This is a genomic window from Evtepia sp., assembly GCF_034090835.1.
Classification (GTDB): Bacteria; Bacillota; Clostridia; order Oscillospirales; family Oscillospiraceae; genus Evtepia.
Genome location: NZ_JAXDRS010000008.1, coordinates 20,731 through 38,400, shown reverse-complemented (window position 1 = coordinate 38,400; position 17,670 = coordinate 20,731). Strand labels below are relative to the sequence as shown.

Below are 17,670 nucleotides of genomic sequence, written 5' to 3'. Positions count from 1 at the left end.
AGTTATTTTGAGCGAACGGAAGGAATTTCCTTCCCTTGGTAAGATCAGCGACCGGGAGGCAGAAGAGCTGTGTCAGGAACTGCGGGAGCGGGTGCTCGATGTGGTGTCCCAAACAGGGGGGCATCTGGCATCGAACCTGGGGATCGTGGAGCTGACCGTGGCGCTGCACCGGGTCTATGACACCGGAAAGGACCGGTTGGTTTTTGACGTGGGCCATCAGTGCTACGTGCATAAGATCCTCACCGGACGCAATGGCCGGATGGAGACGTTGCGTGCTTTTGGCGGGATCGCCGGTTTTCCCAAGCCGGCGGAGTCCCGACACGACGCCTGCATTGCCGGACATGCGTCCACGGCAGTATCCACTGCCCTGGGAATGGCAGAAGCCCGCACCCGCTTGGGAGAGGACTACCGTGTGGTGGCACTCTTGGGAGATGGGTCCCTCACCGGGGGGCTTGCCTATGAAGGCCTGTCCATGGCGGGCCAGAGTGGAGAACCGCTGGTGGTCATTCTCAATGACAACGGCATGTCCATTGATGCCAGCATGGGAGGCATTGCCCAGCATCTGGCGCGGCAGCGGCTGAAACCGCAGTATCTGCGGGCCAAGGGAGTTTATCGAAAGATCATGAATGCGACACCGCCCGGACGAGGGCTGTATCGTTTTATCCATAAAGTAAAGGAGGGGGTCAAAGCCAGCCTCCTGCCTTGCAGTATGTTTGAAAATATGGGGTTCCGGTACATGGGCCCCGTGGACGGCCACGATGTGAAGGGCCTGACCCGTCTGCTGGCTTTTGCAGCCACCGTCAAAGGTCCCGTGCTGCTGCATGTGAAGACCGTAAAGGGTAAGGGTTACCCCCTGGCCGAAAAAACCCCGGATGCGTTCCACGGGATCGGTCCGTTCTATCGGGATACAGGCGCGCTGCGCTATCCCGGGAAGGAAGAGACCTTCTCAGCCCGGTTTGGAAAGGAACTGTGTGTCCTGGCCCGGGAGGATAAGCGAATTTGTGGGATTACGGCGGCTATGACCTCCGGCACCGGTTTGGCCAAGTTTGCGGAGGAGTTTCCCCAACGATTTTTTGACGTGGGCATTGCGGAAGCACACGCTGTGTCCATGGCGGCGGGGCTGGCAAAGCAGGGGATGATCCCGGTCTTTGCGGTGTACTCCACTTTCCTACAGCGCAGCTATGATATGCTGATCCACGACGTAGCCATTGATCGGCTGCATGTGGTGTTTTGCGTGGATCGCGCGGGACTGGTGGGAGACGATGGGGAGACCCATCAGGGCCTGTTTGACCCTGCGTTTCTCAAGACCGTTCCCGGCATGACGGTCCTCTGTCCTGCCAGTCTGGATGAATTGTCTGTCATGATGCGCCGGGCGATCTATGAAATTTCTGGCCCTGTGGCGGTAAGATACCCCCGCGGCGGGGAAAACCATTATAATGAGGAACACGGAAACAGCTCTGCCTGTGTGCTTCGCCAGGGACGTGACCTGACCATGGTCACCTTCGGGACCTTGACTGGTAATGTTCTTTTGGCAGCCGACCGGCTGCGGAAGGATGGTATTTCGGCAGAGGTGATCAAACTCAACCAGATCGTTCCTTTGCCCACAGAGCAGGTGTTGGACTCCCTGAGAAAAACGGGACGGCTTTTGGTGGCGCAGGAGTGCGTCTCCATGGGAGCGCCTGGGGAGGGCCTGTTGGCAGCAGCAGCCTTGGAGGGCATCCAACTGAAGGCTTCCGCCGTATGTTCCTGTGGCGAGCGCTTTGTCCCCCACGGGACCATTCCTCAGTTGAGAAGCCTTTGCGGACTGGATGCTGTATCGTTGTATGAGAAAGCGCGGGAGGTGGCGGTGTATGGCAAGTAAGAAGAGATTGGATGTTCTGATGGTGGAGCAGGGTCTTGTGGAAAGCCGCCATAAGGCCCAGGCGATCATTATGGCCGGTCAGGTCTTTTGGGAAGGAAAGCGCATGGATAAGGCAGGCGCTTCGGTTCCTGAAAATGCACAGTTGGAGATCCATGGCCAGACCCTGCGGTATGTAAGCCGGGGGGGATTGAAGCTGGAAAAGGCCATGCAGACCTTTGACCTGCCCTCCCTGGAGGGGGTGGTGGCGATTGATGCCGGCGCTTCCACCGGCGGATTTACGGACTGCATGCTGCAAAACGGCGCGGCCAAGGTATATGCAGTGGACGTGGGCTATGGCCAGCTGGCCTGGAGCCTGCGCAACGATCCCCGGGTGGTCTGTATGGAGCGGACCAATGTGCGCTACCTCACCGAAGAGACCATCCCGGAAAAGCTGGATTTTGGCAGCGTGGATGTGTCTTTTATCTCTCTGCGTTTGATCCTTCCTGCTCTGCGGCCGCTGATGAAGGAGACCGGTCAACTGGTCTGCCTCATCAAACCGCAGTTTGAAGCCGGAAAGGAAAAGGTAGGAAAAAAGGGCGTAGTCCGAGACCAAAAGGTCCATCTGGAGGTTCTGGAACAGTTCCTGCGCCACGCAGAAGAGTGTAATTTCTATGTGAAAGATCTGACCTTCTCGCCCATTCGCGGGCCGGAAGGCAACATTGAGTATTTAGGCCAGTTGACCGTAGCCCAGCAGCCCCCTTATGACGGGGACCTGCAGGCGCTGGTTCGGGCATCCCATGAACGATTGGAGGGAAACGAGTCGTGAAAATTATCCTGTGCCCCAATCCCTTTCGGGACAAGGGGCTGAAGGCGGCAAAAAGTGCGGAGCAGCTGCTGAGCGCAGCAGGGGTGAAGACCGTGTATTGCTTCCCCTTCCCGGTGGAGAAGTCTACCTTAGGGGATCTTGACCCCAACATTAAGATCAAGGAAATGAAGGCCGAGCTGCCGGATGCAGATTTTCTGGTCTGCTTTGGCGGAGACGGCACCATTCTTCACGCAGCCAAGGATGCCAGCAGTTTTGGGGTCCCCATTGTAGGCGTGAATATGGGGAGCGTTGGCTTTATGGCGGAGCTGGAGCAGGGCGAGCTGCTGCAGCTGACCAGACTGATCAGCGGGGAGTATACCCTGGAAAACCGGATGCTGCTGGATGTACGGGTCATTCGGGACGGCCGGGTGATCTTCCGGAGCACCGCACTGAACGACGCGGTCATCACCAAAGGCGCTGTGGCGCGGGTCATCGACCTGCAGGTGTATGGGGATAAGACCTTGATTTCCAATGTGTTTGGAGACGGCGTTATTTTGTCCACACCCACCGGGTCCACGGCCTACTCCCTCTCTGCGGGCGGACCAATCGTCGAGCCCACAGCAGAGAATATTATCATGACGCCCATCAGCGCCCATACCCTCCAGGCGAAGGCCATGGTGCTGGATAAGAAGCGTCTCATTGATATTATGGTGCCGAAGCAGAGCCGCAAGACGGCGTATCTCTCTGTGGATGGCGGAAAGGCGTTTAAACTCTTTGCAGGGGATACTGTAGAGGTCTGCCGTTCCCGGCGGTGCCTCTGCCTGGTCAAGCTCTCGGAAAAGAGCTTCTACGAGATGATCAACCACAAGCTGGAAAGGAGAATTCGCTCATGAAAGCCCGAAGACAGGCGGAGATCCTTGCGATTATTCAGGAATATGACATAGAGACACAGGATCAGCTCCTGGAGAAGCTGAGGGAACGGGGGATGAAATCCACCCAGGCCACCATTTCCCGGGACATCAAAGAACTTCATCTGGTCAAGGAACTGACCGGACACAGCACCTATAAATACGCGGTGAGTGAACGGAAGACCTCTCTGAATGTGGCAGGACGACTGAATACGATCTTCCGGGAGAGTGTGACCTCTTTTGACAATGCGCAGAATCTCGTGGTGCTGAAAACCATGCCGGGTCTGGCCTCCGCTGCCTGCTCTGCCATGGATGGGATGCATTTGCCCAACATGGTGGGCAGTCTGGCAGGAGACGATACGGCGATTTTGATCATGCGCACCAACCAGGACGCCGAAGAACTGTGCCTGGATATTGTAAAAATGTTGGAAAAGAACCCTTAACAGGGGATAAGGGAGGGGTATTGTGCTTTCTCTGCTCCATATTGAAAACATAGCTTTGATCGATCGGGTGGATATTTCGTTTGGTCCGGGGTTTAATGTGCTGACCGGCGAAACCGGCGCAGGCAAGTCGATCGTGATCGACTCTATCAGCGCTGTGATGGGGGAGAGAACCAGCCGCGACCTGATCCGAACCGGGGAGAAGTCTGCCCTGGTCACGGCACTGTTTCGAGATTTGCCTCCTCTTCCGTGGTTTGAAGAGACCGGAATTGGGCCCGATGAAAACGGGGAACTGCTCATCTCCAGAAAGATGCAGGCGGACGGAAAGAATCTTTGCCGTGTGAATGGTGTACCCTGCACGGTGGTGCAGCTCCGTGTTCTGGGCAGCCAGCTCATCGATATTCACGGCCAGCACGATGGCCAGCAGCTGCTGGATGAGACCTGCCATCTGGGGTATCTGGACAGTTTCGGCGGGCTGGAAACTCCTCTGACGGTATATCGCAAGGGATATGAGGAACTGTCCGCTCTGCGGCGGGAAATGGCATCCCTGCAAATGAACGAGGCAGAAAAGGCCCGGCGAATGGACGCTCTTCAGTTCCAGATCGGAGAGCTGGAGCGCGCCAACCTCCAGCCGGGGGAAGAGGAAGAGCTGGACCGGCGGAAGAAGATCCTTCGCAGCGCAGACCAATTGATGTCAGCGGTAGAAGGGGCTTACGAGGCCATGTTTGGCGACGACAGCCGGGAAGGCGCTGCGGGACTCCTGGCAGAGGCAGAGCACCTGCTGTCCCGAGGGGGCGAGGTTTCTCAGGAACTTTTGGACCTGTCTGGGTCGGTGTCGGAACTTCGCTACGGGGCAGAGGATATTGCAGAGCGTCTGCGGGACCTGCGGGAGACCTTTTCTTTTTCTCCCCAGGAACTGGATGACGTGGAGAGTCGCCTGGATCAGCTGTATCGCCTGAAGAAAAAATACGGTGCGACCACCCAGGACATGCTGGCTTATTTGGAGCGCTGCCGGACGGAACTGGACCAGATCGAGATGGCAGAGGATACCCTGCTGAAGCTGGAAAAGAAGCGGGAGAAAAAGACCGCAGAGGTCAGAAAACAGGCAGAAGCCCTGTCTGCCGCACGCCGCGCGGCAGCTGAGACGCTGACCACCAGGATTCAGGAGGAACTGCGCCAGCTGGATATGCCCAAGGTCCGCTTTCAGGTGGAATTTTCTCCCAAGGGAGGAGACTTGGGGATGGACGAAACAGGAGCAGATGAAGTCTGGTTCCTCATGTCTGCCAATGTGGGCGAGAAAGTCAAGCCCATTGCCAAAGTGGCCTCCGGCGGCGAGCTCAGCCGGATCATGCTGGCGCTGAAAAATGTGCTGGCAGAGAATGACCAGATCATGACCCTGATTTTTGACGAGGTGGATACGGGGGTCAGCGGGCGGGCCGCCGGGAAAGTGGCAGAAAAAATGAGTCGCTTATCCCAGGACTGCCAGGTGCTGTGCGTGACCCATCTGGCTCAGATCGGAGCTATGTCCGACCAGCATCTCTCCGTGCAAAAGCAGGAGCAGGATGGACGGACCTATACAAAGGTAGCCTCCCTGGATCGGGAGGGGCGCAAGAAAGAACTGGCCCGCCTCACCGGCGGCACCCATGTGTCCCAGGCGATTCTGGATGGGGCGGAGGAGCTGCTGCGGGAGGCAGAGCGCTACAAAAAAGCGCAGGAAAAATAGAACCCTGTTATGTGTTGACAAAGCGGACAAAAAGGTGTAAAATCCACAAGAATTGAGTATACTGTTACTGTGATGAAGGGAAGAAGTAGCCTGCAGTCCGCTGCCAAGAGAGCCCCCGGTTGGTGGAAGGGGGAGAGCGCTGTCGGTGAAGTTACCTCCCGGAGCAGCTGCCTGAACCTTCCGTCCACTGGGAAGAAGTAGGGTATGTCGGGTGCGCCCGTTACTGCGCATAGGGTAGGGAGAGCGTAGGCTGTCTTCTACTCGCTGAGGCTCCTTTCGTGAGGAAGGGGTAAATAGAGGTGGTACCACGATATTGATCGTCCTCTGTCATTGCGATGACAGGGGACGTTTTCTTTTCCCCTGTTCAGGAAATCACGTAGGAAAAGGAGAAATCGTACCATGCAGATTTACGAAGAACTGAAAGCCCGCGGCCTCATTGCCCAGGTCACCGATGAGGATGAGATCCGCGACCTGGTGAACAACGGAAAAGCTACCTTCTACATTGGCTTTGACCCCACCGCAGACAGCCTGCACGTGGGCCACTTTATGGCGCTGTGCCTGATGAAGCGTTTGCAGATGGCAGGCAACCGCCCTGTGGTTCTGGTGGGCGGCGGCACCGGTATGGTGGGTGATCCCTCCGGCCGGACCGATATGCGCCAGATGATGACGGTAGAGACCATTGAGCACAACTGTGAGTGCTTCAAGAAGCAGATGGAGCGGTTCATTGACTTTGGAGAAGGCAAGGCAATCATGGTCAACAACGCTGACTGGCTCATGAAGCTGAACTACATTGAGCTGCTGCGGGATGTGGGTGCCTGCTTCTCCGTGAACAACATGCTGCGTGCCGAGTGCTACAAGCAGCGGATGGAGAAGGGTCTGTCTTTCCTGGAGTTCAACTACATGATCATGCAGTCCTATGACTTCTACCACCTCTTCCAGGAGTACGGATGCAACATGCAGTTCGGCGGCGATGACCAGTGGTCCAACATGCTGGGCGGCACGGAGCTTATCCGCCGGAAGCTGGGGAAGGACGCTTACGCCATGACCATCACGCTGCTCATGAACTCGGAAGGCAAGAAGATGGGCAAGACCGCCTCCGGCGCTGTATGGCTGGACCCCAACAAGACGTCTCCCTATGAGTTCTACCAGTACTGGCGCAACGTGGGCGACGACGATGTGCTCAAGTGCATCCGTATGCTCACCTTCCTGCCCATGGAAGAGATCGACAAGATGGACAGCTGGGAAGGCGCACAGCTGAACACCGCAAAGGAGATCCTGGCCTATGAGCTGACCAAGCTGGTTCACGGTGAGGAAGAGGCCAATAAGGCCCAGGAGACCGCTCGGGGCTTGTTCTCCAAGGGCGGAGATACCTCCAACATGCCCTGCACCTGCCTGCAGGAGGAGGACTTCAAGGAAGGCAAGATCGACATTCTGTCTCTGCTGGTAAAGTGCGGCCTGGCCGCTTCCCGCGGGGAGGCCCGCCGCCTGGTGCAGCAGGGCGGTGTCAGCATTGGCGGCGAGAAAGTGACGGACATCGACCAGTGCTGGGGCTGCGGTGACTGCGAGTGCGGCGACGGTCTGGTCATCAAGAAGGGTAAGAAGGTCTTCCACAGAGCCTACATGGAAAAGTAAGAGGCGTTCTTTCCGGGGTGAAGGAAACCGATGTCGTTTCCTGGAGAATACAAACCGTATTATTACAAATCGTATAGACGGAGAAATCCGGCTGTTAAACATCCCCCTTCCATGCCATTAGGCATGGAAGGGGGATGTTGTTGTATAAAAGAAAAACCGCAGGCAGCAAGAATCTTGCTGCCTGCGGCGTATCAACAGTCTCTTCGTACTGCGCTCAATGAGAGGTGAGATATTGGCGTACCAACTCCTGGAGCAGTTCATCCCGGTCCAGTTTCCGGATCAAAGTACGGGCGTTGTTATAGTTGGTGATGTAGGTGGGGTCTTCCGAGAGAATATAACCAACGATCTGATTGATGGGATTGTATCCTTTTTCACTCAAAGACTTGTACACAGACGTGAGGATATCCTTCATTTCGTTGTTGGATTCTTGTACGACCTGAAACTTTCGGGTGAACTCGGCGTCCATAATACTCCCCCCATCCTACTAAATGTAACCTAATCGTACCTATCATACTCCTCGCAAAAGAGAAAGTAAAGGGGGAAAAGGAGAAAACCTGGAAAAATTTTACCGCAAGACCGCGCCAAAGTCCTTTTCCAGGTTGGCGAGGATGTGCTTCACTTCCTCGTCGGCTTCCTGGGCGGTCAGGCTGCGGTCGTCTGCCCGGAGGATCAGATTGAAGGCCACAGACTTTTTCCCCTCCGGCAGGTTGCTGCCGGTATAGATATCAAAGAGAGCGGCTTCTTTCAGAAGACCCTTGGCGGCGGCGCGGATGGAGCCTTCCAGGGCGCCCACGGTGACCTGGGTGTCCACCAGAACGGCGATGTCACGGGTCACAGCAGGGAACTTAGGCAGGGGCTTGTACTCAGGATCAGAGCCGCAGCTGTTCATCAGAGCGTCGAACTTCAGCTCAGCGCAGTAGAGCTCGGCGTCCACACCGTAGTTGTCTGCCACCAGGGGATGGATCTGGCCAAACACGCCCACTTCCAGACCGTTGACAAAGACCTTGGCGCAGCGGCCGGGATGGTAGGAGGGGTTGGTGGTTTCCGTCTCGTAGGTGATGTTTTCTGCCCGGATGCTGCTCAGCACGGTCTCCACCGCACCCTTCAGGGTGAAGAAGGTCTCGTCAGCGCCATACATACCCAGGGAGAGGATCTTAGGTTCGTCGGCCATGCCGTCCTCTCTGGGGAAATAGGTGCGGCCCAGCTCATACAGGCGGGCAGACTTGTTGCGGAAGTTGAAGTTTCTGGAGAGGATCTCCAGCATGGAGGGGAGAACGGTGGTACGCATGATAGAGGTGTCCTCGCCCAGGGGATTCATGATCTTCAGGGACTGGCGGAGCGGGGAATCCTCGGGCATGCGGATCTTGTCGTAATAGGTAGGGCTGATGAAGGAGTAGGTAATGATCTCGTCACAGCCCATGCTGCGGCAGACGATGCCCAGGTTTCTCTCCAGGATCTGCTCCTTGCTGTAGCCGCCCTGGGTGGTCACGCCCCGCATGGCAGTGGTGGGGATCTGGTTGTAGCCGAAGAAACGAGCCACTTCTTCTGCCAGGTCGGAGTAGTGCTCCACGTCGCCTCTCCAGGAGGGAACGGTAATGGTGTCGCCCTCTACGCCGAAGCCCAGGTTCTCCAGGATGCGGCACATCTCCGGTGCCTCAATGTCGGTGCCCAGGAGCTCGTTGATCTTTTCAGCACGTAGCTTCAGCTGTTTGGGTTGGGGCACAAAGTTCAGGATATCAATGACACCATCCAGGACCTCACCGGCGCCCAGCAGCTCGACCAGTTCACAGGCACGGTTGACAGCGGGGAGAGTGTTCATGATGTCCAGGCCCTTTTCAAACTTGGCGGAAGCCTCGGTCCGCATACCCAGAGAGAGGGCAGTGCGGCGGATGCAGGCGCCGTTGAAGTTGGCAGACTCAAAGACCACGTCCACGGTGTCGTCCACGATCTCGCTGTTTTCGCCGCCCATGATGCCGGCCAGGCCCACTGCACGGGTCTCGTCAGCAATGACCAGCATGGAGCTGTTCAGGTTTCTCTGGTTACCGTCCAGGGTGGTGAGGGTTTCGCCGTCTTCAGCCCGGCGTACGATGATCTTGCCGCCCTTCACATAGCGGTAGTCAAAAGCGTGCATGGGCTGACCATACTCCAGCATGACATAGTTTGTGATGTCCACGATGTTGTTGATGGGACGGACGCCGGAGGCACGCAGACGTTCCCGCAGCCACTTGGGGGAGGGACCGATCTTGACATTGCGCACCATACGGGCGGTGTAGCGGGGGCAGAGGTCATCTGCGGGAGTCTCCACGTCCAGCAGGTCGGTGAGGACACCAGGGCCGCCGCCCTTTACCACAGGTTCATGGAGGGACAGTTCCTTGCCGTAGGTGACGGCGGCTTCTCTGGCCAGACCGATCACGGACAGACAGTCGGGGCGGTTGGGGGTGATCTCAAACTCCACTACGTGGTCGTTGAAGTCGAGAGCCTGGCAGATGTCATCACCGGGCTTGAGGCCCTTGGCCTTCAGCTCGGGATCGGACTCCAGCAGGAAGATGCCGTCCACCACGCTGTGGGGCCAGTCGTTGTCGGCCATACCCAACTCCTTGTAGGAGCAGAGCATACCCCAGGACTCCTCACCACGGAGCTTGCCTTTTTTGATATGGATACCGCCGGGCAGGGTGCTGTTATGCTTGGCAACCGGGACCAGGTCACCGGCGGATACATTCTGTGCGCCGGTGACGATCTGGACAGGAGCATCCTCGCCCACATCCACCTGGCAGATCCACATGTGATCAGAGTTTTCGTGGCGCTTGATCTCCACCACGCGGCCAACTACCACGTTGGAGATCTCCTGCCCTTCCACTTCCGTGACTTCCACTTTGGAACCGGAGAGGGTCATATCTTCCGCGAAGTCGCGGTCATTGGCGTCCACAGGGACGAATTCATTGAGCCATTTTCTAGACAGCAGCATACTGAGTTCTCTCCTTTCTTAGAACTGTTCCAGGAAGCGGACGTCGTTTTCGAAGATCAGACGAAGGTCAGCGATCTTGAAGCGGCGCATAGCGATACGTTCCAGACCCATACCAAAGGCCCAGCCGGAGTAGACTTCGGGGTCGATGCCGGACATTTCCAGCACCTTGGGATGGATCATACCGGCGCCCAGCACCTCGATCCAGCCTTCGCCCTTGCAGGTGGGGCAGCCGACGCCGCCGCACTTGTGGCACTGCACGTCCATCTCGCAGGAGGGTTCGGTAAAGGGGAAGTGGTGGGGGCGGAAGCGGGTCTTGGTGCCCTCGCCGTAGAGCTTTTCCATGACGGCGTTCAGGGTGCCTTTCAGGTCTGCCATGGTCACGTTCTTGTCGATGACCATGCCCTCCACCTGGTGGAACATGGGGGAGTGGGTTGCGTCTACCTCGTCCTTCCGGTACACCCGGCCGGGAGCCAGGATGCGAATGGGCAGGGGCTTGGTCTCCATAGCGTGGACCTGCATGGGAGAGGTCTGGCTGCGGAGCATCACCCGGCTGTCCTTGTCAAAGTAGAAGGTATCGGACCAGTCTCGGGAGGGGTGGCTCTCCTCAGCGTTCAGACGGTCAAAGTTATAGTAAGCCAGCTCCACTTCGGGGCCGTCCAGAATGGTAAAGCCCATGCCCACAAAGATGTCCTTGATCTCTTCCAGGGCAATGTACATGGGGTGCTGATGGCCCAGCTTTTTTGCCTGGCCAGGGATGGTCACGTCAACAGCTTCAGCCTTCAGGCGGGCTTCCAGCTTGACCTCTTCGATCTTTTTCTTCTGGACTTCGATTTCAGCGGTGAGCTTTTCCCGGACTTCGTTGGCCAGTTGGCCGATGACCGGGCGCTCTTCCGCAGAGAGCTTACCCATCTGCTTGAGAACAGCGGTGAGCTCTCCCTTTTTACCCAGATACTTGACCCGGAGAGATTCCAGGTCGGCAGCTTCTTTTGCGGCGGTGAGAGCCGCCAGAGCTTCCCGTTTGATTTTTTCCAGTTGCTCCTTCATTCTGCATCCTCCAATCACAAACAATAAAAAAAGCCTTTGCATCCCGAAAACGGGACGAAAGGCAAAGTCTTCCGCGGTACCACCCGAACTTTCGCGCAGGGCCTCCCTGCGCGCACTTCATTTGTCCGGTAACGGTGAACCAGCCGCCGGCGTATTTCCCCGCCGGAACTCCAGGGCGAACCAAGCGGCAGAGCCCAGGACGGCTTGCAGCCGGTGGCCGTCCCTCTCTGCGAGCACCAAACCCGCTATTTTCCCCTTCATCGTCTTTATATCTTAGTAAGGGTACCACAAAAAAGGTTGAAATGCAAGATGGAAAAAATTATAATAGCAGGAGAATCAAGGAAAAGGGTCTTTTTGGCGGGAAACCGGCGGTCAGATCCGTTCCTTTTTGGGCAGAATAGGCCGTAAGGAGGAGAACACGTATGATAGAAGTGACAAAAAAACAGATCCGCGGCTGGCTGCCCCGGCGAGACCGGAACGCACACAAAGGGAACTTTGGCAAGGTGCATATTTTGGCCGGGTGCGTAGGCTTTACCGGTGCGCCGGCCTTTGCGGCGCAGGCAGCAGTGAGGACAGGGGCCGGGTTGGTTTTTCTCTCGGTACCTCGAGAGATCTGGCCGGTACTGGCGGTGAAGTGTGGGGAGGCCATGCCGTCTCCCGTGCCGGACTTTCCGGTTTTGCTGAAAAAAATGAATGAGAGTGACGGGGTGCTCATTGGCCCTGGGCTGGGCCGCAGCCGGAAGACCGATGTACGCACCCTTCGGCTGGTAGAAAAAGTGGAGGCCCCCCTTGTGTTGGATGCAGACGGTATAAATGCGGTGGCAGAGCATATAGATGTTTTGGACACCAGACAAGGCCGGCTGACGGTTTTAACACCTCACGACGGGGAATTTCTCCGGCTGACGCGGGAGAAGGCCATTGGCCCCGACCGGGAGGCTGCCGCTTTGGCGTTTGCCCGGCAGCACGGCTGCGTACTGGTGCTCAAAGGGCATCGGACCATCACGGCCTTTCCCGACGGAACCGTGTTCTGCAACACCACCGGAAACCCGGGCATGGCCAAAGGAGGCAGCGGTGACGTGCTGGCGGGGATACTGCTCTCCCTTTTGGGACAAGGACTCCCACCGGAGAAAGCAATTCCTGCCGGCGTCTGGCTGCACGGTCGGGCAGGGGATTTGGCCGCAGAGCGCTTTGGGGAGTATGGCATGACCCCTGGAGATCTGCTGCGGCAAATTCCTGCTGCCCTGCGTGAGATCACAGAGTGAATGACGCATCCCTGCGTGGTCTGCTGCCCAACCAACAATGGATGGGAGGCAGATACCGTGGGTATAAGAAAGAGTTATGCGCCCGTACTTTTCCTGCTGATGGCGGTGTTTCTTTGCGCTTGCGTGGGAGAGGAAGCGGACAACCAGCAGATATTACAGCTTCGCTCAGACTTTCTGGCTATGGACCGGTGCAGCGGAAGGATGGAGATCACCGCAGACTATGGAGAGCGGGTCTACGACTATACGGTGACTTTTTCCGGCACCAGGAAGGATGGGCTTACCATGGTGATAACAGAGCCGGAAACCGTTGCAGGAATTGCTTTCTCCGGTGGATGCCCTTCCGTCATTGATCGCAGCGATGTCCACGGGATATATCGCTGAGACAGGAACGGAGATGCTGGGGGAGAGAGAGGCCCTGCGTGTCTGCGTCCGAGACCCGAAGAAGGAACCCGGTCGAGGCCTGGAACAGATTTTATGGTTTGATAAAGCACAGAAGACCCTCCTGCAGGGGGAGATCCGCAGCGACGGCCCTACAGTGATCCGATGCAGCTTTTCTGATTTTATTCAGCAAAAATCCACGACAGAGAAAGGACAGGATTGAACAATGAACGCACAAATGAAACGCACTTGGGCAGAAGTATCCATGGAACGTCTGGAGCATAACTATCGTGCGCTGCGGGGACTGACGCCCTATGGCACCCGATTTATGGGACTGGTCAAAGCCGATGCGTATGGGCATGGCGCTGTACCGGTGGCGAAGAAGCTGGAAGAGTTGGGGGCGGACTACCTGGGGGTCGCCTGTCTGGACGAAGCCATCGAGCTGCGGGACGCCGGGATCAAGGCCCCGATCCTGATCCTTGGCTGCACTCCCTCCATCTACACAGAGGAGCTGGTGAAGTACGGGATCTCTCAGGCCTGCTATGATCTGGACTATGCAAAGGCCCTGTCTGCCGGAGCAGTAAAAGCCGGCGGAACGCTGACGGTGCACATCCAGTGCGACACAGGCATGACCCGTCTTGGCTTTCTGTGCCACGAGGAACAGATGGAGCAGTCTGCCAAGGAGATCTATGAGGCGGTGCAGCTGCCCGGTCTGAAGGCAGAGGGCATCTTCACCCACTTCTCCGACTCCGACGGGAGCGAGGAGTATACCATGATGCAGTTCGAGCGGTTCCTGGAGATCATTCGTCGGGTCAAGGAGCTGGGCTACGAGTTTGCCATTCGGCACTGCGCCAACAGCGCAGCCACCCTTCTCTATCCCGCTACCTATCTGGATATGATCCGGCCCGGCATTGTGCTCTACGGCCACTTCCCCGATGCGAACATGGACCCGGGCCTGTGCGACCTGGTGCCTGTGCTGGAGCTGAAGAGCCGGGTGGCCACGGTCCGCAGTGTGCCTGCGGGGACTCCGGTGAGCTATGGCCGGACGAATACCCTGAAGCGGGATTCCCGCCTGGCTGTGATTCCTATCGGCTATGGTGACGGCTATTGCCGCGGGTTCTCCAATAAGATCACCGTGCTCATTAACGGGAAAAAGGCCCCTGTCACCGGGCGGATCTGCATGGATATGTGCATGGTGGACGTAACCGACTTCCCCGAGGTGAAGGAAGGCGACGTGGCTGTGATCTATGGCAGCGACGGTGTGGACACCCAGTCTGTGGAAGCCGGCGCTGAGATCATGAACACCATTTCGTATGAGCTTCTGTGTGTGCTCACCAAGCGCATCCCCAGAGTCTATCTGTAACGACAGGGTTCCCGAAAAAGAACCTGCTGCATAGGATAGAACGAGGGGGGCGAACCCATCCCTCCGGGATGGATTCGGGCCAGAGACGGTTTTTTCTCCGAAGAGGTATAAAGACCGTCTGTCCGTGGGAGACTCATAGTACCGCGTTACATAGGAAACTTGGTCCCGTGTGACGCAGGATACTATTTTCCTTCGGAGTGTGAGCATTGTGGATAAGAGCGTCAAGCGCGGAGATATCTTTTATGCTGATCTCAGCCCGGTTGTGGGCAGCGAGCAGGGTGGTGTGCGTCCGGTGCTCATCGTGCAGAACGACACCGGGAACCGGCACAGCCCGACGGTGATCGCCGCGGCGATCACATCCCAGACAGGGAAGGCAAAGCTGCCGACGCATATTGAGCTGGCTGCCCGGCAGTACGGCCTGCCGAAGGATTCTGTGATCCTTTTGGAACAGATCCGAACGCTGGATAAGAAACGCCTGCGGGAGCATATGGGACGAGTGGATGGTCCCATGATGCATCGGGTGGACGCTGCCATAGCCGTGAGCTTTGGTCTGCATCCGGATACTCTCGTCTAATTCTTTGTTGCGGGCATCCCGGCACATGCTTTGCCGGGAAAGCCCGTTCCACAAACGGAATGAACAGGGCTTCTCTGCCTTACATAGAGAAAACGAGTCCCCCAGACCCAAGAAGGGTCCGGGGGACTTTTGTAATAGAAAACTGAATTACAGAGAGAAGTCCTCGTCTTTTAACCGGCTGAAATCCGGAACAGCAGGGCGGGGAGGGACCCGCTTGAGCGGGTCATAGCGAAAGGATCGGCAGGCGTGGTCAGGTTGGGTCACGCCCTTCTTTTTGCAGAGAACCGTTTCCGAATCAATGGATTTTCCCCGCTGACAGTAGCTGCATCGGGGTTCAATTTTCTTTGCAAACAGCATGGGAAGGTCCCTCCTGACGGTTTCATCATTTGGGGTTATTATACCGACTTTTCCCTGTCTTTTCCACACCTTTTTTTCCGAAAAGACAGAAATATCCCCCTGCCAATCCCCATAGGGCAAGCAGTTCCTGTTGGAGAAGAGAGGGAGAGGGCAGGGAAGCGGTGGTGGGTGCCATTGCAGGCAGGGAAAGGGGGAGCAGAGGAGCGGCCAATACCGTAATGAAAGCGGCTAAGATCCCCTGCGTAAATTTTGCGGCCAGGTAGGGAGCGGCAGGAATGTTCGCTTCTCGCCAAAAGGGGAGGGACTGACAGTGAACAGAAAAGCCACCCCATCCCAGAAGAAACGCAGCCAGCAGCAGAGCGGCGGGAGCGTAAGCGACATCTTGCAGGGAAGCGGTCCCGGTGGAGAGTTCCAGTAGCCCCATGAGAAAACTGCGCCAGAGGCCCGGAGTACTTCCAACGGGGGTAAGAGAGGAGAGGTTTTCTACAAAGAAGGGGAGTATGCCGGAGGCATCCACCAGAGCAGTCAGTACAGAAAAAAGAATGACATAGGCGCAGATGGATAGGGTAGAGGAAAAGGCGACGCTCACACAGTCGGGGAATACCGTCAGAAGAGAAACAGTGCTGCTGGAAGAAGAACTGGAAGAGAGGGAAGCCACCTTTCCCCTCCAAATCCGGAGAAAGACGGCAAGCAGAAGTGCAGAAACAAAATTGGCGGTCAAAAGAAGAAAGCCTGCTGTTTTGGAGCCAAATACCCCGACTCCGGCGGCGCCAATGAAAAAGGCCGGACCGCAGTTATTACAGAAAAGGGAGAGTCTGAGGGCTTCCTCTCGGGAACATTCCCCCCGTTGGACCAGTTGAGAGAGGGTACGTGCCCCTACGGGATAGCCTCCCACCATACCCAAAAGGAAAATGGTGGCCCCTGCACTTCCAGTCCCGAAAATGGGACTAAAGAGGCGGGACAACGGGCGGACACAAATCTGGACCACGCCTGTGGAGATGAGCAAGGAAGAGAGAACAAAAAAAGGAAAGAGAGAGGGGACCAGCAGACGAAGACAGAGGGAGATCCCAGCTTGTGCGGCGGCGGCGCTGACCTCTGGAAAGGTAAAAAGAAGGATGCCCAGAAGGAGCAGAGCCAGCAAATCTACGGTGTCTTTCATTCGGTATTTCATGATGGTACCCCCTGATCGTGTATGGTAAAGGGTATGACAGGGCGGGAGAAAGCTTGCTTGTCCTGACAAAATCCTGTCCCTCTTGCGGATTTAGGGAGATTTGGTATAATAGCGGAATAACGAAACCGCTGGTATCAACGAGGGTTTCATTGAAGACGCGATCAACTTATCGATAGGAAGGGAGAGACCCGATGAAAAAAGGAATGGCATTGTTGTTGTCGCTGCTTCTTCTGTTAACTACTGCGGGATGCGCAGGGAAGGAGCCGCAATCCATATCCAAGACGAACTTTATGCTGGACACTGTGGTTACAATCACCCTGTTTGACTGGGAAGACCCGGAGACCATTGATCTGGCCTTTGATGAAATTTCCCGGTTGGAGGCTCTCCTCAGCGTAGAAAAAGAGGGCAGCGATTTGGATAAGCTGGCCAAAGCGGCAGGAAAATCCTGGGTAACCATTGCACCGGAGACCGAAGAGGTGCTGCGGACCGCAAAAGAGTATGCGACTCTATCCGAAGGCCGCTTTGACGTGACGGCGGGTCCGCTGATCGATCTGTGGGACATCCACGATCAGGAAACAGGGCATTATCCCACCCGGGAAGAATTGGCACAGACATTGCCCCTCATTGGCAGCAAAGACCTTCTCATTGAGGATGGAAAAGCCTACTTGGCAAGGGAAGGGATGAAAGTCAATTTAGGGGCCATTGCCAAAGGTTACATTGCCGACAAAGTGAAGGAAGTCCTGGTTGCCAATGGCGTGGAGCACGCTGTGCTGGATTTGGGTCGCAACATCCTGCTGATCGGTGGGCAGTCTGAGGAACAGGCCTTTTTGATCGGGGTGCAAGACCCCAATCAGGCCCAGGGCAGTTTGCTGTGCACGGTAGCAGCCTCGGACAAGAGCCTGGTGACATCTGGGGTATACGAGCGGTACTTTATCTACCATGGCCAGCGGTACCACCATATTTTGGACCCGTATACGGGCTTCCCGGCAGAGAATGGTCTGGCTTCGGTGACGATCCTCTCTGACACTTCTGTACAGGGAGATGCGTTGTCCACCACCTGCCTGCTTCTGGGAGAGGAAAAAGGAATGGCGCTGATTGAGAGCCTGGAAGGGGTTGAGGCGTTGTTTGTCACAGAAGATGGCACGATGACCCAATCTTCTGGCTTTGGCGCGTATCTTACGGAAACGTGAACTGAAACGAGATAAAAA

General features: G+C 56.5%; 16 protein-coding genes and 2 other annotated features. Of the genes, 11 read left to right on the top strand and 5 right to left on the bottom strand.

Features of this window, described 5'->3' with window-relative positions; all coding sequences use genetic code 11:
- Positions 1–7: 7 nt before the first annotated feature.
- The 6 genes from dxs (at position 8) to tyrS (ending at position 7,348) form a co-directional block, all read left to right on the top strand.
- Positions 8–1,861: a 1-deoxy-D-xylulose-5-phosphate synthase gene (gene dxs / locus SOR61_RS01245; protein ID WP_320610882.1), complete on the top strand. Its 1,854-nt coding sequence runs from the start codon at positions 8–10 to the stop codon at positions 1,859–1,861.
- Positions 1,851–2,666, top strand: a complete 816-nt coding sequence (locus SOR61_RS01240) for a TlyA family RNA methyltransferase (RefSeq protein ID WP_320610881.1) — start codon at positions 1,851–1,853, stop codon at positions 2,664–2,666. Before dxs ends, SOR61_RS01240 begins: the two co-directional genes overlap by 11 nt.
- Positions 2,663–3,538: an NAD(+)/NADH kinase gene (locus SOR61_RS01235; protein ID WP_320610880.1), complete on the top strand. Its 876-nt coding sequence runs from the start codon at positions 2,663–2,665 to the stop codon at positions 3,536–3,538. Before SOR61_RS01240 ends, SOR61_RS01235 begins: the two co-directional genes overlap by 4 nt.
- Complete coding sequence (locus SOR61_RS01230; RefSeq protein WP_320610879.1) at positions 3,535–3,996, top strand: arginine repressor; 462 nt, start codon at positions 3,535–3,537, stop codon at positions 3,994–3,996. The genes SOR61_RS01235 and SOR61_RS01230 overlap by 4 nt, the downstream gene beginning before the upstream one ends.
- 22 nt (positions 3,997–4,018) lie before the next feature.
- Entirely contained in the window at positions 4,019–5,716 is a 1,698-nt protein-coding gene (gene recN / locus SOR61_RS01225) for a DNA repair protein RecN (RefSeq protein WP_320610878.1), read from the top strand.
- A 63-nt stretch (positions 5,717–5,779) separates the two neighbouring features.
- Positions 5,780–6,044 (top strand) — a binding site (T-box leader).
- Between the two features lie 71 nt (positions 6,045–6,115).
- Positions 6,116–7,348, top strand: a complete 1,233-nt coding sequence (tyrS, locus tag SOR61_RS01220) for a tyrosine--tRNA ligase (RefSeq protein ID WP_320610877.1) — start codon at positions 6,116–6,118, stop codon at positions 7,346–7,348.
- A 214-nt stretch (positions 7,349–7,562) separates the two neighbouring features.
- Here tyrS and SOR61_RS01215 read toward each other — a convergent pair whose 3' ends face one another.
- The 3 genes from SOR61_RS01215 to pheS form a co-directional block, all read right to left on the bottom strand.
- The gene (locus SOR61_RS01215; protein WP_320610876.1) at positions 7,563–7,814 is read right to left on the bottom strand and encodes an IreB family regulatory phosphoprotein; all 252 of its coding nucleotides are present in this window, start codon (positions 7,812–7,814) and stop codon (positions 7,563–7,565) included.
- A gap of 99 nt (positions 7,815–7,913) precedes the next feature.
- Positions 7,914–10,313, bottom strand: coding sequence for a phenylalanine--tRNA ligase subunit beta (gene pheT / locus SOR61_RS01210; protein ID WP_320610875.1), 2,400 nt, complete (start codon positions 10,311–10,313; stop codon positions 7,914–7,916).
- An 18-nt stretch (positions 10,314–10,331) separates the two neighbouring features.
- Complete coding sequence (gene pheS / locus SOR61_RS01205; RefSeq protein WP_320610874.1) at positions 10,332–11,357, bottom strand: phenylalanine--tRNA ligase subunit alpha; 1,026 nt, start codon at positions 11,355–11,357, stop codon at positions 10,332–10,334.
- A gap of 47 nt (positions 11,358–11,404) precedes the next feature.
- Positions 11,405–11,627 (bottom strand) — a binding site (T-box leader).
- Positions 11,628–11,779: 152 nt separating this feature from the next.
- Between pheS and SOR61_RS01200 the strand changes: the two genes are divergently transcribed.
- The 4 genes from SOR61_RS01200 to SOR61_RS01185 all read left to right on the top strand — a co-directional run bounded on the left by SOR61_RS01200 (position 11,780) and on the right by SOR61_RS01185 (position 14,934).
- Complete coding sequence (locus SOR61_RS01200; RefSeq protein ID WP_320610873.1) at positions 11,780–12,619, top strand: NAD(P)H-hydrate dehydratase; 840 nt, start codon at positions 11,780–11,782, stop codon at positions 12,617–12,619.
- Positions 12,620–12,676: 57 nt separating this feature from the next.
- Positions 12,677–13,000: a hypothetical protein gene (locus SOR61_RS01195; RefSeq protein WP_320610872.1), complete on the top strand. Its 324-nt coding sequence runs from the start codon at positions 12,677–12,679 to the stop codon at positions 12,998–13,000.
- Between the two features lie 235 nt (positions 13,001–13,235).
- Complete coding sequence (gene alr / locus SOR61_RS01190; protein WP_320610871.1) at positions 13,236–14,360, top strand: alanine racemase; 1,125 nt, start codon at positions 13,236–13,238, stop codon at positions 14,358–14,360.
- Between the two features lie 208 nt (positions 14,361–14,568).
- Positions 14,569–14,934, top strand: a complete 366-nt coding sequence (locus SOR61_RS01185; protein ID WP_320610907.1) for a type II toxin-antitoxin system PemK/MazF family toxin — start codon at positions 14,569–14,571, stop codon at positions 14,932–14,934.
- Positions 14,935–15,081: 147 nt separating this feature from the next.
- On the opposite strand, the gene SOR61_RS01180 is transcribed toward SOR61_RS01185, so the two are convergent.
- Positions 15,082–15,291: a hypothetical protein gene (locus tag SOR61_RS01180; protein ID WP_320610870.1), complete on the bottom strand. Its 210-nt coding sequence runs from the start codon at positions 15,289–15,291 to the stop codon at positions 15,082–15,084.
- 25 nt (positions 15,292–15,316) lie between these two features.
- The gene (locus tag SOR61_RS01175) at positions 15,317–16,462 is read right to left on the bottom strand and encodes a nucleoside recognition domain-containing protein (protein ID WP_320610869.1); all 1,146 of its coding nucleotides are present in this window, start codon (positions 16,460–16,462) and stop codon (positions 15,317–15,319) included.
- A gap of 290 nt (positions 16,463–16,752) precedes the next feature.
- Here SOR61_RS01175 and SOR61_RS01170 point away from each other — a divergent pair, with 290 nt between their 5' ends.
- Positions 16,753–17,652, top strand: coding sequence for an FAD:protein FMN transferase (locus tag SOR61_RS01170; RefSeq protein ID WP_320610868.1), 900 nt, complete (start codon positions 16,753–16,755; stop codon positions 17,650–17,652).
- Positions 17,653–17,670: the final 18 nt, after the last annotated feature.